General features: G+C 64.5%; 16 protein-coding genes. 9 read left to right on the top strand and 7 right to left on the bottom strand.

The window, feature by feature from the left end; genetic code table 11:
- Positions 1–8: 8 nt before the first annotated feature.
- From OZN62_RS07805 to OZN62_RS07820, 4 genes are read right to left on the bottom strand one after another with little or no spacing between them, the layout of a single operon-like run.
- Entirely contained in the window at positions 9–1,610 is a 1,602-nt protein-coding gene (locus OZN62_RS07805) for an AMP-binding protein (protein ID WP_269098984.1), read from the bottom strand.
- Between the two features lie 44 nt (positions 1,611–1,654).
- Complete coding sequence (locus OZN62_RS07810) at positions 1,655–2,539, bottom strand: amidohydrolase family protein (protein ID WP_269098986.1); 885 nt, start codon at positions 2,537–2,539, stop codon at positions 1,655–1,657.
- Complete coding sequence (locus tag OZN62_RS07815; protein ID WP_269098989.1) at positions 2,532–3,605, bottom strand: 4-oxalomesaconate tautomerase; 1,074 nt, start codon at positions 3,603–3,605, stop codon at positions 2,532–2,534. Before OZN62_RS07815 ends, OZN62_RS07810 begins: the two co-directional genes overlap by 8 nt.
- A gap of 21 nt (positions 3,606–3,626) precedes the next feature.
- On the bottom strand, positions 3,627–4,298 hold the full coding sequence (locus tag OZN62_RS07820) for a 4-carboxy-4-hydroxy-2-oxoadipate aldolase/oxaloacetate decarboxylase (protein WP_330848733.1): 672 nt from the start codon (positions 4,296–4,298) through the stop codon (positions 3,627–3,629).
- Between the two features lie 134 nt (positions 4,299–4,432).
- Here OZN62_RS07820 and OZN62_RS07825 point away from each other — a divergent pair, with 134 nt between their 5' ends.
- From OZN62_RS07825 to OZN62_RS07865, 9 genes are all read left to right on the top strand, one after another.
- Positions 4,433–5,323, top strand: a complete 891-nt coding sequence (locus OZN62_RS07825) for a DUF1932 domain-containing protein (RefSeq protein ID WP_269098992.1) — start codon at positions 4,433–4,435, stop codon at positions 5,321–5,323.
- The gene (locus OZN62_RS07830; protein ID WP_269098994.1) at positions 5,320–6,357 is read left to right on the top strand and encodes an amidohydrolase family protein; all 1,038 of its coding nucleotides are present in this window, start codon (positions 5,320–5,322) and stop codon (positions 6,355–6,357) included. Before OZN62_RS07825 ends, OZN62_RS07830 begins: the two co-directional genes overlap by 4 nt.
- Positions 6,354–6,653, top strand: coding sequence for a DUF2218 domain-containing protein (locus tag OZN62_RS07835; protein WP_269098995.1), 300 nt, complete (start codon positions 6,354–6,356; stop codon positions 6,651–6,653). Before OZN62_RS07830 ends, OZN62_RS07835 begins: the two co-directional genes overlap by 4 nt.
- Positions 6,650–7,072 (top strand): protocatechuate 4,5-dioxygenase subunit alpha, encoded by a 423-nt coding sequence (gene ligA, locus OZN62_RS07840; RefSeq protein WP_269098996.1) that lies wholly within the window; start codon positions 6,650–6,652, stop codon positions 7,070–7,072. Before OZN62_RS07835 ends, ligA begins: the two co-directional genes overlap by 4 nt.
- A 1-nt stretch (position 7,073) precedes the next feature.
- Positions 7,074–7,985: a class III extradiol dioxygenase subunit beta gene (locus tag OZN62_RS07845; RefSeq protein ID WP_269098997.1), complete on the top strand. Its 912-nt coding sequence runs from the start codon at positions 7,074–7,076 to the stop codon at positions 7,983–7,985.
- A gap of 89 nt (positions 7,986–8,074) precedes the next feature.
- A complete protein-coding gene (locus OZN62_RS07850) occupies positions 8,075–9,037 on the top strand; it encodes a Gfo/Idh/MocA family oxidoreductase (protein WP_269099000.1) in 963 nt (320 codons plus the stop codon).
- An 85-nt stretch (positions 9,038–9,122) separates the two neighbouring features.
- The gene (locus OZN62_RS07855; RefSeq protein ID WP_269099002.1) at positions 9,123–9,491 is read left to right on the top strand and encodes a hypothetical protein; all 369 of its coding nucleotides are present in this window, start codon (positions 9,123–9,125) and stop codon (positions 9,489–9,491) included.
- Positions 9,492–9,562: 71 nt separating this feature from the next.
- Entirely contained in the window at positions 9,563–10,555 is a 993-nt protein-coding gene (locus tag OZN62_RS07860) for an aldo/keto reductase (protein WP_269099004.1), read from the top strand.
- Positions 10,555–11,358, top strand: a complete 804-nt coding sequence (locus OZN62_RS07865; RefSeq protein ID WP_269099005.1) for a CmcJ/NvfI family oxidoreductase — start codon at positions 10,555–10,557, stop codon at positions 11,356–11,358. The genes OZN62_RS07860 and OZN62_RS07865 overlap by 1 nt, the downstream gene beginning before the upstream one ends.
- A gap of 7 nt (positions 11,359–11,365) precedes the next feature.
- Here the strand turns inward: OZN62_RS07865 and OZN62_RS07870 are convergent, their stop codons facing one another.
- The 3 genes from OZN62_RS07870 to OZN62_RS07880 all read right to left on the bottom strand — a co-directional run bounded on the left by OZN62_RS07870 (position 11,366) and on the right by OZN62_RS07880 (position 12,945).
- Positions 11,366–11,857, bottom strand: a complete 492-nt coding sequence (locus OZN62_RS07870) for a YybH family protein (protein ID WP_269099008.1) — start codon at positions 11,855–11,857, stop codon at positions 11,366–11,368.
- 93 nt (positions 11,858–11,950) lie between these two features.
- Positions 11,951–12,097 (bottom strand): hypothetical protein, encoded by a 147-nt coding sequence (locus OZN62_RS07875; RefSeq protein ID WP_269099009.1) that lies wholly within the window; start codon positions 12,095–12,097, stop codon positions 11,951–11,953.
- The gene (locus OZN62_RS07880) at positions 12,097–12,945 is read right to left on the bottom strand and encodes a dienelactone hydrolase family protein (protein ID WP_269099010.1); all 849 of its coding nucleotides are present in this window, start codon (positions 12,943–12,945) and stop codon (positions 12,097–12,099) included. The genes OZN62_RS07875 and OZN62_RS07880 overlap by 1 nt, the downstream gene beginning before the upstream one ends.
- Positions 12,946–13,041 lie beyond the last annotated feature (96 nt).

Raw genomic sequence — 13,041 nt, forward strand, 5'->3', positions numbered from 1 at the left:
CCCCAGGCTCAGCCCTGGTTACGCTCCACCCATTCGTCGCGCAGCTTGAACTTGCGGATCTTGCCCGATCCGGTGAGCGGCCAGCTTTCGACCACTTCCCAGTGTGCCGGGCATTTCTGCGGGCTGATCAGCGAGCGGCAATGGGTGCGCAGCACCTCCTGGTCGAATGTCGCGCCCGGCTCCAGCCGGATGAAGGCGGCCACGGTTTCGCCCAGCACTTCGTCCGGCACGCCAACCACGGCGCATTCGGCGACATCGGGATGTTCGAGCAGCACGTTCTCGATTTCGGCCGGGAACAGGTTCTCGCCGCCGCGGATGATCATTTCCTTCACCCGGCCGGTGATCTTCACATAGCCACGCTCGTCCATGGTACCGAGGTCGCCGGTGTGCAGCCAGCCCTGCGCGTCGACCGTCGCGGCGGTCGCTTCGGGATCGTCGTTGTAGCCGAGCATGGTGGAGGCCGAGCGCGAGCGGATTTCGCCCACTTCGCCGCAGCCGACCACTTCGTTCGTCTCCGGGTTGAATATGCCGACCTCGCAGCCCAGCGCGGGCTGGCCGACGCTGGTGATGATGTCTTCGAAGGCATCGGTCGGGCGGCCGCTGGTGATCAGCGGGCTGCTTTCCGTCTGGCCGTAGGCGACCAGCACGTCGACGCCGAGCACGCTCTCGACCGCGCGAGCCAGTTCCGGCGCGACCATGGCGCCGCCGATACCGATGCGCTGGAGGGAGGAAAGATCACGCGGCTTTTCCTTCTGCGCCGCCACCATGGCCACTGCCATGGTCGGCACGCAGATCGTCCAGCTCACCTTCTCGCGCTCGATGATGTCCAGCGCGGCGTGCGGATCGAATGCCAGCAGCGGGCAATAGGCCCCGCCCGATTGCAGCGCGCCCAGCACGCCCATCGAACAGCCCATGGTGTGGAACAGCGGGGTTAGACCCAGCGCGCCAAGACCGCGCGGCAAGTCACCCACCTCGATGAACAGGCGCGAATTGTTGGTCAGGTTGCGGTGCGACAGCACCACGCCCTTGGGAAAGCCGGTCGTGCCGCTGGTGTACTGGATCTGTGCGGCATCGTTGGTGTCGACCTGCGGCAGAGTGCCGGACGGATCGGTGTAGAGCGCGGATTCGTCCTGCAGGTCGACGATTTCGCGCAGGGTCGGCAGGTCCTCCGCCACTTCGGCCGCGATGGCGCCCATCGGGTTGCCGCGAAATTCCTTCACCAGGAACAGCGCCGCCGAATTCGACTGCCGCAGCACGTAGTCGAGTTCGCGCTTCTGGTACGACGGGTTCACCGTCACCAAGGTCAGTCCCGCCAGCGCGGCGGCATGTTCCACCAGCACCCATTCGGGCACGTTCGGTGCCCAAACGGCGATGCGTTCACCCGCCTGGAAGCGGGTGGCAAAACCTTTCGCCATGCGCTCGGCATCGGCGAGCAATTGCGCATAGGTCCAGCGGCGACCGGCGGTGCCGTCGGGCAGCCCCTCTACCAGTGCATCCGCATCGCCATTGGTCGCCGCCTGCTCACGCAGTAGATCGCCAATGGTGCTATCGAGAATCTCTACGTCGGCGAACCAGTCGCAGAGGGCCTTTTCCAGGCGCCTTTCGGCCATGATCGTCTCCCAACATGGCCGGATTCGTTGATGCCGGCCTGTCCTTAATCAGACCAGTATAGACGGTTCGGGTTCGTGACCAAGAGCTTCGCCTGCAATTCCTCCGAAGGGGCAATGCGCGGGATCATGTCGACCAGGTGGCCATCGTCGGGCACCTCGTCCTGCATGTTGGGATGCGGCCAGTCGGTGCCCCAGATGCAGCGATCCGGATAGTCGGCCACCAGCGGCGCGACGGCGGCAGCGAAATTGTCCCACGGATCGCCCTGCCCGCCTTCCTTGATGGCATCCAGCCGGTCGGGACAGGTGGGCTTGAACCAGATGTCGTCACGCGATTCCAGCAGGCTGCGGAAGGCGCGCATGTCGGGGCCGTCAGGCCCCTGCGTTACGTCGGGGCGACCCATGTGGTCAATCACGATCGGCACCGGGATCGCCTGCATGAAGGGGCGCATCTCTTCCAGGATGTCGGCTTCAAAATAGATCACCACGTGCCAGCCCTTGGGTAGGCGCTGGGCAACTTCGAGGAACTTGTCCTTGGGGGCATTGTCGACCAGCCGCTTCAGGAAGTTGAAGCGAATGCCGCGAATGCCGCCCTCGTGCAGCGCTGCCAGCTCGTCATCGCTGATGGCGGGATCGACAACCGCCACGCCGCGCGCCTTGCCGTTCGACTTGGCAATGGCATCCAGCGTAGCGGCATTGTCGGTGCCGTGGCAGCTGGCCTGCACGATCACGTTCTTCTCGAACCCCAGGTGGTCACGCAGGGCGAACAGCATGTCCGGCCCGGCATCCTCGGGCAGGTACTTCGCCTTGGGGCTGAAAGGGAACTGCGCCATCGGGCCAAAGACATGGCAATGCGCGTCCACCGCGCCCGGCGGCGGGGTATAGCGCGGCTTGGAGGGGCTGGGATGCCACGATGTGATACGATCAGACATAGACGATTCCATCCATCAGCTTGCGCGCGGTGCGCAGCAGGGCAGCACTTTCAACCTCGCCAGCGGAATTGACCTTCATCACGCAAGTCGTCTCGCCACTGGGGTGTTCGATGCTGAGGGTTTTCTCGGGGCCGTCAGGCACCACCGCAACTTCGGCAGCAGGCGAGCCTTCGACGAGGCAGGCGGTGGCGGCCGTCACCGCTCCCAGAACGCCGATGGAGGCATGGGCGCGGTGCGGGATGAAGACGCGGGTAGTCATCGCACCGCCATGCTTGGGCGGGGCCACCAGCGTCATCTTGGGAACGGATTTCTCCTTCACGTCGCCAAGGTTCATCAGCGGGCCTGCCGCCAGCCGGATTGCCTCAATCTTCTCGCGGATCGGGGCGAAGGCCTCGCTTTCCAGTTCCTCGCGCGTTTCATAGCCGGTGGCGCCGACGTCCTCGGCCTTGAAGACGATGCACGGCATGCCGTTGTCGATCAGCGTGCAAGGCACGCCCTCGATCTCGTCCACCGCATTGCCGGTGGGCAGCAGCGCGCCGCAGCTGGAGCCGGCGGTGTCGCGGAACTCGATGGGGATCGGCGCATGGGTGCCGGGCACCCCGTCGATCTTCGCCTCGCCCCAGTAATTGACGCCGCGCTTGCCGATCTCGTCCGCCGGGGTCTCGATGCTGGCGACCGCGATCTGGCCGGTGTTCTCCATGTAAATGGTGACGTCGGTCACATCGCCCGTCGGCTCCACCAGCCCGCGCTCGATGGCGAAGGGGCCGACGCCGGCGAGGATGTTGCCGCAGTTCTGCGCATCGGTGACGATGGCCTGGTCGACGAAGACCTGCAGGAACAGGTAGTCTACATCGACCCCTGCCCGCTCGCTCTTCTTCACCACGGCCACCTTGCTGGTGAGCGGGTCCGCCCCGCCCATGCCATCGATCTGGCGAGGGTCGGGACTGCCCATAACGCCCAGCAGGAACTCGGCGCGTTCCTCTTCATCAGAGGGAATGTCGGAAGCGAGGAAATAGCCGCCCTTCGACGTCCCCCCGCGCATCCACATGACCGGTGCCTGGTTCATTTCAGTGCCTTTCAGCTACCTTCAGACCCACTTCAGTCCCATGTCGGTGAGCTTCTGGCGGAAGCCGTACATGTCGAGGCCAAGGACGCCGTCGGCCAGCTTCTGGCGCTTCTCTTCCTCGTTGGCTTCGCGCGCCTGGGCCTTCTTCAGCACCTCTTCGGCCTGTTCACGCTTCACCACGCAGACGCCGTCATCGTCGGCCACGATGATGTCGCCCGGACGGATGAAGGCCCCGGCGCAGACCACGTCGACGTTTACGCTGCCGAGCGAGGCCTTGATCGTGCCCTGCGCGAAGACGCGCTTCGACCAGACCGGGAAGTCCATTTCCTTGAGGTCGCGAATGTCGCGCACACCGGCATCGATGATCAGGCCCTTCACCCCGCGCGCCTGTGCGCTGGTGGCCAGCAGGTCCCCGAAATAGCCGTCTTCGCAGGGAGACGTCGGCGCGATCACCAGCACGTCGCCTTCCTGGCACTGCTCGATCGCGGCGTGGACCATGTAGTTGTCGCCCGGCGGCACGCTGATGGTGACGGCCGATGCACCGATGCGCGCGCCGGAGTAGATCGGGCGCATATAGCTGGCCAGCAGGCCCGTGCGGCCTTGCGCTTCATGCACGGTGGCAACCCCGCACTGCCCCAGCGCCTTGACGACTTCCGGATCGGCCCGCTCGATATTCTGGACGACGACACCCATGCCTACGACTCTCCTCATGTGCTGATTTGCGGCCCGCGTGGACCGTGCGCCTGCGCTCGTCAAGGCGATGCTACGGACCGAAGGCCAAACTTGTAAGCAACACTTACAATTGTTAGGGGCGGTCGTCGAGAGCGATGTCCACGACAGATTCGACCACTTCCGCCCCCAAGGTGGCACTTATCGGCTTCGGCGAGGCCGGGGAAACCTTTGCTCGCGCAGCCGATTGGGAAGGCTTTGCGCGCGGCTGGGACATCCTGCCCGAACGCTGTGCGGCGATGCCGGCTTGCGGCGTTGCTCCGGGCGTCGATTGTGCCGAGACGCTGGCCGACGCGGAGGTGGTGCTGAGTCTAGTGACCGCCGACGCCGCGCTGGATGCAGCGCGCGAATATGCGCCGCACTTGCCGCAAGGCGCCTATTGGCTGGACATGAATTCAGTCGCGCCGGAAACCAAGCGGGCTGCGGCCGAAGCGATCACAGCGGTCAACGGCCGCTATGTCGATGTCGCGGTGATGTCGCCGGTCGACAAACTGCTGGCCGTGCCGCTGCTGGTGTCCGGTCCGGAGGCCGCTACCGCGCTGGACCTGCTGGCCAAGCTTGGCTTCACCAATATCCGCACCGTCGGCGACGAGGTCGGCCGCGCCAGCGCGATCAAGCTGTGCCGCTCGGTCATGGTCAAGGGGCTGGAGGCGCTGACCGCCGAAATGGTGCTGGCTGCCAGCCAGGCCGGAGTGCTGGACGAAGTGCTCGCCTCGCTCGACGCCAGCGAGAAGCAGGTCAGCTGGGCCGAACGCGCCGACTACAACCTCGACCGCATGCTGGTGCACGGCCGCCGCCGCGGTGCCGAAATGGTGGAGGCGGCAGAGATGCTGCGCGACCTCGGCGTCCCGGCCCGGATGAGCGAGCAGACCGTCCTCATACAGGACGCACTGGGCCAGTTGGAACTTAGTCCCCCACCGGACACTCTTTCTGGTAAGCTGGAAGCAATCCGGAACACGCCGGAATTCAAGGGAGAGATTCGCCGATGAGCTTGGTAATCGATTGCCATGGTCACTACACCGTACTGCCCAAGGGCCACGATGCGTGGCGCGAGGAGCAGAAGGCCGCCTACAAGGAAGGGCGCAAGCCCGCCCCCTACCCCGCCATCAGCGATGACGAGATCCGCGAGACGATCGAGCAGAACCAGCTCAAGCTGATCAAGGAACGCGGCGCGGACTTCACCATCTTCAGCCCGCGCGCCAGCGCGATGGCGCACCACATCGGCGACCAGGAAGTGTCCGCCACCTGGGCGCATCACTGCAACAACCTGATCTACCGCGTCACGAAGCTGTTCCCCGACACCTTCATCGGCGTGTGCATGCTGCCGCAAAGCCCGAAGGCCGACCTGAAGGCCAGCATCGCGGAACTGCGCCGTTGCTCCGAACTGGGGTTCGTCGGCTGCAACCTCAATCCCGATCCGGGCGGTGGCCACTTCGAGCATCCGCCGCTGACCGACGAGTACTGGTTCCCGCTTTACGAAGAGCTGTGCGAGCTCGACATGCCGGCGATGATCCACGTCTCGGGCAGCTGCAACCCGGCCATGCACGCCACCGGCGGCTTCTACCTGGCCGCGGACACCGTCGCCTTCATGCAGCTGTTGCAGGGCGACCTGTTCAGCCGCTTCCCCAAGCTGCGCTTCATCATTCCGCACGGCGGCGGCGCGGTGCCGTTCCACTGGGGTCGCTATCGCGGCCTGGCCGACATGCTCAAGCAGCCGAGCCTGGACGAGCACCTGATGAACAACGTGTTCTTCGACACCTGCGTCTATCACCAGCCGGGCATCAACCTGCTGGCCGACGTGATCGACAACAAGAACATCCTGTTCGGCAGCGAGATGGTGGGCGCCGTGCGCGGCATCGACCCGCAGACCGGCCATTATTTCGACGATACCAAGCGCTATATCGACGCGCTGGATATCACTCCGCTCGAACGCCACATGATCTTCGAAGGCAATGCCCGCCGCGTCTATCCGCGGCTCGACAAGCTGCTGAAGGCCAAGGGGCTGGAGGAGCAGCGCCCGTGAGCCATACTGCCACCGGATTTGTGACCTGCGAGAAGCCGGAGCGCTACATCCAGCAGCTGGTGAGCCACTGGGGGCACAAGATGGCGACCGCCTATGACGAGGGCGACGGAATGGGGACCTTCCCCTTCTCCGAGCACACCAACGCCATTTTGACCGCACGCAAGGACGGCATCGCCATCACGCTTACAACTGCCGACCAGGCGGAGAACGAGCGCATGCGCGGTGTCATCGAGCGCCATATCGACCGTTTCGCCTTTCGCGAGGCACCGCTTGAATACGAATGGAAAGACCAATGACCGAAAAGAAGAAAGAGCGGATCAACATCCACGAATATCTCGCCGAGTTCGAGGATATCCCCGGCACCCGCGTGTTCACCGCAGCGCGCGCCCGCAAGGGATATTGGCTGAACCAGTTCGCGATGAGCCTGATGAAGGCCGAGAACCGCGAACGGTTCAAGGCCGACGAGAGCGCCTATCTCGACGAATGGAACCTGACGCCGGCCGCCAAGCAGGCGGTGCTCGATCGCGATTACAACGCGATGATCGATGAAGGCGGCAACGTCTACTACCTGTCCAAGCTGTTCAGCACCGACGGCAAGAGCTTCCAGTTCGCCGCGGGTTCGATGACCGGCATGAGCCAGGAAGAATATGCAGAAATGATGCTGAAGGGCGGTCGCTCGCCCGAAGGCGTACGTTCGAAGAAGGGAGGCTATTGAGATGGCCCGCGTAACCACAGGTATCACTTCCAGCCATATCCCCGCGCTCGGCGCGGCGATGCAGACCGGCAAGGACCGCGACGACTATTGGGGTCCGGTGTTTGCAGGCTACGACGCGATCCGCGAGTGGATCAAGCAGCCCGGCAACATGCCCGATGTCATCGTGCTGGTGTACAACGATCACGCATCCGCCTTCGACATGAACTGCATCCCGACCTTCGCGATCGGCTGCGGCGAAAGCTTCAAGCCCGCCGACGAAGGCTGGGGTCCGCGTCCGGTGCCCGACGTGATCGGCCACCCGGACCTGGCCTGGCATATCGCCCAGAGCCTGATCCTCGACGACTTCGACATGTGCATCTTCAACCAGATGGACGTCGACCACGGCTGCACCGTGCCGCTATCGATGATGTTCGGCGATGTCGATGAATGGCCCTGCAAGGTCATCCCGCTGCCGGTCAACGTCGTCACCTACCCGCCGCCCTCGGGCGCGCGCTGCTTTGCCCTGGGCGACAGCATCAAGGCGGCAGTGGAAAGCTTCCCGGAAGACCTCAACGTCCACGTCTGGGGCACGGGCGGCATGAGCCACCAGCTGCAGGGGCCGCGTGCGGGCCTGATCAACAAGGAATTCGACCTCGATTTCATCGAGCAGCTGATCAACGACCCCGAAACGCTGAGCAAGAAGCCGCACATCGACTACCTGCGCGAAGCGGGCAGCGAAGGCATCGAGCTGGTGATGTGGCTGATCATGCGCGGTGCGCTGGGCGACAAGGTGAAGGAGTTGTACAACTTCTATCACATCCCCGCCTCCAACACCGCGCTGGGCGCGCTGATCCTGCAGCCGGAGGAAACCGCCGGCGAGGCGCTCAACCCGCAGCGCGTGCTGAGCGGGCACAGCCTCGAAGCTGCCGAATAAGCATCCGGGGGGCGCCGGCGGAACAATCCGCGCTGGCGCCCCTTGTTAATATGTAACCACTCGAAACTCTCGAACGGGAGAAGTCCCCCATGAAGATCGCACTCGCCGGTGGCGGCGCATTCGGAGAAAAGCACCTCGACGGGCTGAAGAACATCGACGGCGTGGAAGTGACCGCGCTGGTCGGACGTCGCCTCGAGCCGACCCAGGCCATGGCCGACAAGTACGGTATCGGCTTCGCCACCACCGACTACGAAGCCATGCTGGAGCGCGACGACGTCGACGCGGTGATCCTGTGCACGCCCACGCAGATGCACGCGGACCAGGCGATCAAGGCGATGGACGCCGGCAAGCACGTCGAAGTGGAAATCCCGCTGGCCGACAGCTGGGCCGATGCCCAGGCGGTGATGGCCAAGCAGCAGGAAACCGGCCTCGTCTGCATGGCCGGCCACACTCGCCGCTTCAATCCCTCGCACCAGTGGGTGAAGCAGCAGATCGACGCCGGCGAGCTGGAAATCCTCTCGATGGACGTGGAGACCTATTTCTTCCGCCGCGAGAACAAGAACGCCAAGGGCGAACCGCGCAGCTGGACCGACCACCTGCTGTGGCACCACAGCGCGCACACCATCGACATCTTCCAGTACATGACCGGTTCGAAGGTGGTGAAGGCCAACATCCTGCAGGGACCGAAGCACCCGGTGCTTGGCATCGCCATGGACCAGTCGATCCAGATGAAGACCGAGAAGGGCCAGATCCTGACCCTGTCGCTGTCGTTCAACAACGAAGGGCCGTTCGGCACCTTCTTCCGTTACATCGGCGACACTGGAACCTACCTCGCTCGTTATGACGATCTCTACAATGGCAAGGACGAGCCGATCGACCTGTCCGGCGTGGACGTGCCGTCGAACAACGGCATCGAACTGCAGGACCGCGAGTTCATCGCCGCGATCCGTGAAGGCCGCGAGCCGAACAGTTCTGTCGCGCAGGTGCTCGATTGTTACCGAGTCATTGGCGAACTGGCCGCCAGCCTCGAAGAACAGGACGGCTGGTCGTAAGTAACTGTGCTCACTTGACTTGACGCCCATTCGCTCCCGGCACAAGATTGCGCCGGGAGCAACAGGCCGAGGGGGAGGAGCACTCATGGCTGATCTGGACAACATTCTCGCGGAGGCGCGGGAGACCAACGACAAGATGCAGGCAGCGCTGGGAGCGACAGACGAGAGCACGATGCGCCAGATCGTGCGGCTGCGGACGCGGTTCGCCACGCTGGTTGCGGAAATGATGAGCGCCATCCGCACCGATCCGCGGCTTGCCGCCAATCCCGAGTTGAAGGATCAGTTCGACGCCAAGTTCGCCGAGATGCGACAGGAACTGGCAAAGCACCAGCACAAGTGGCGCAGCACGGAGATCGAGAGCGATGAAGCCGGCTATCGCATGGCCGGCCGCGAGATGGGCCACAAGCAGGACGCATTCTATCGCTGGGCGCAGGACGCCTTGCGCGACGCATAGGCCGGCACCGTCGCAACGGCGGGCGGGCCTCTTTTGAACAACAACCAACGACATGAATCGCTGGAGACCCGATGAAACGCGAAATCGCCGGTAAACCCGTCCACCCCGTAGGCCTTGGCTGCATGAACCTGTCGTGGGCCTATGGCTCACCGCCGCCGCATGATGAGAAGGTCAAGCTGCTCAACCGGGCGCTGGACATCGGCTACGACCATCTCGACACCGCCAACATCTATGGCGGCGGCGCGAACGAGGAACTGCTGGCCGAAGCCGTGATGCATCGGCGCAAGGAGTTCTTCCTCGCCAGCAAGTGCGGCATCGTGGTCGACGGACCCAAGCGCGGCGTCAGCTGTTCGCCGGAAAGCATTGCCGAGAACCTCGACAAGAGCCTGGCACGGCTGAAGACCGACCACATCGACCTGTTCTACATGCACCGCTTCGATCCCAAGGTGCCGATTGCCGACAGTGTGGGCGCCATGGTGAGGGCGATCGAGGCGGGCAAGATCGGCGCCTATGGCGTGTCCGAATGGAATGCCGCGCATATCCGCGAAGCGCATGCCGTCCATCCCATCGCCGCGGTGCAGCCCGAATATTCGCTGTGGACCCGCAACGTGGAGCTGGGCGTGCTCGATACCTGCAAGGAGCTGGGCATCGCGCTGGTCGCCTTCAGCAGCACCGGTCGGGGTGCCTTCGGCGGCGTGCTGCGCGATCCCTCCACGCTGGAGGAAAAGGATCTGCGCACGAAGATGCCGCGTTTCAACGCCGAGAACTGGCCGAAAAACCTGAAGGTGATCGAGCAGTTCGAGGCGCTGGCCAGGGAAGTGGGCGTCGCGCCCGCGCAGCTGGCCAATCGCTGGGTGCTGGAACAGGGCGACAACTGCCATGTCATCCCCGGCACCACCAGCATCGCCCACATGGAAGAGAACTTCCACTCCGCCACCGTCGACATCCCGGCGGACGCCATCGCCAGGGCCGGCGAGATCGTGAACCATGCGACGGTGCACGGCCATCGCTACCACGATGCCATCCGCCCGACGATCGACACCGAGGAATTCGAGGACGCCTGATGGGTTCGGTGCGCGCGGAGATCGGCTATTCCAGGCGCACCGAACAGCGCCCCTATTTCTACGCCAATGCGCACGAGAAGGACTTCGTCCCGCTGCAGCCGGTCGAAGTGGAGATCACCGATGCGCGCGGCCGCGGTTGCTCGCTCGATGTCGAGGGCTTCCAGCTAGTCGAACACCGCAGCGCGGTGCCCGACCTCACCGATCTCGATGCGGTCAAGCGCGTACATTCGGACGAGATCGCCGAACTGCTGAAATCGGTGACCGGCTGTGACCACGTGGCGATGACGCCGATGGGGATCCTGCGCTTTTCCGAACGAGCGGGAGAGAACGAGAGCCACGACAATTCTCACCCGGCCCGCTTCGTCCATGTCGACATGGCGAAGGAAGCCGCCGCAGGCGCCCGCGCGCAGACGGCTCCCGAAGGCCGCGAGATCGTGCGCAGCGCGCAGTACAACGTATGGCGCGTGTTGTCCGCCCCGCCGCAGGACGTGCCGCTCGGCCTGTGCGCCTACAATAGTATCTCGGCCGAAGACCTGATCGATTGCGACGCCATTTTCGACCCGCTCGACGGCTCGCCCGAATGGGGCTTTCCGAACTACCTGCTCGAATACAGCCCGGCGCACCGGTGGTATTACTTTGCCGACATGCATCCGGGCGAGGCGCTGGTGTTCAAGACCAGCGAGAGTGACCCGGACCGCGCGCAGCTGATGCCGCACGGCGCCTTCGACAATCCGCTGGCACCCGCAAGTGCGCCGCCGCGCATCAGCCTAGAGATGCGCGGCACCGCATACTGGTTCGCCTAGGGAACGCCTATTCGGCTGCGGGTTCCGCCGCAGGTGCCGGCGGCACCGCGACGTTGTAGGCCGAACGGATCATCCAGCTGCCGCCCGATGCCTTGGTCCACACCGTCTGGCTGTGCATGTCGAGCGTCACCGGCTCGCCGCTTTCCGGATCGGTGGTGGTAAAGTCGACTTCGCTGGTCAGCACCGCAACGTCATCCGCTTCCGAAGCCCAGCCGCCCGTCGGTTCGATCGTCAGCGCGAAGTTGGGGTCGGCCAGCAAGGTTGCATATTCATCGGCAATCTCGGCGCCGCCGCGCAGAATCGAACCGTCCGGCTTCACCAGCACGGCATCATCGGCGTAGAGTCGCGCGATTCCCACAACGTCGCCGCTCTCGATCGACTGCAATTGCGATTGTTCGGTCAGGCGTACGGTTTCCACCACGGCGGCGGGGTCCGCTGCACTGCCACACGACGCGAGCAGCAGTGCGCCCGCTACTACTGCGAGTCCATTCCTTGCCATTGACTATCTCCCTCTCGTCTTATCGGTCGAGGGAGGGTTATGCGGCCGGGCGCAAGGTCACATTGATCTTGCGCAATATTGCTGCGGTGACGTTCAGAGCAGCTGGCGCAGCGGCTTCCGGAAGGCCTTGGCCACTTCCGCGGCGGCCGCATCAAGATGCGCCTTCCACTCTGCCCAGTCGCGACCGGTGGCTGCGAACACGCGCTCGTCAGCCATGCCGGCGGCGACTGCCGGAGGCATCAGAGCGTCTCGGAATACATCTCGAGCAGGTTGGCCCAGGCACGCTCGGCTTCGGCCTCGGCGTAGACCGGGCTGTCGAGCACGGTCCAGCCATGGTCGCCGTCGTAGACCTCCACCTCGACGTCCGCGGCGGCCGTCTCGGCGGCGGCGCGCAGGGCGTCCTTGTCGGTCGGCGCCTGCGCATCGTCATTGCGGGCGATGGCGATCAGGGCAGCAGCATCGTCGGCCATGTCGTCCAGCAGGTTGACCGGTGCCATCGGGCTGTCGCCAACCAGTCCACCGCCATGGAAGCTGCCGGCGGCCTTGATCCGGTCCGGCACGGCGGCGGCGCAGTAGATGGTCCAGCTGCCGGTCATGCAATAGCCCTGGTTGCCGATGCCGCGCGAGCTGTCGACCGCATCCTGCGCATCAAGCCAGGCGACCACGGCGCGCGCGGTTTCCTGCACGGCCTCGGGCGTGTTGGCCTCGCGCCAGGGGGTGACGCGGTTCCACCCGTCATTGGCGCGCCAGTCCTCGAAATCCTCGAACTGCTGGCCGGCAACCGAGCGGTAATAGGGATTGGCGACGAGCACGGCATAACCGGCCTCGGCCAGCCGGCGCCCCATCTGCACCTTGGCCGGACGCAGGCCGGCAATGTCGGGCCACAGGATGACGGCAGGATGCGATCCGCCGGCAGGATGGATGAACACGCCATCGAAAGTGCCGCCCGGTGCATCGAAGGTGACCGTGTTCTCCACCAGTCCGCCTTCCGCTTCGGCCCCGCTGTCCATCGGCGCGCAGGCGGCCACGGCCCCTGCGGCGCCCATTGCGCCCAATGCGCCGAACTGCCGACGCGTAACCTTCGGCATGGCCGCAACCTGATCCAATTCACACATATGCCAAGCTCCTCTTTTCCCGTTTGAACGGGAAGATAGCAGGTTCACTTGGCAGTGCGAGTCCCAAGC

Source organism: Aurantiacibacter sp. MUD11, from assembly GCF_026967575.1.
Lineage (GTDB): Bacteria > Pseudomonadota > Alphaproteobacteria > Sphingomonadales > Sphingomonadaceae > Alteraurantiacibacter.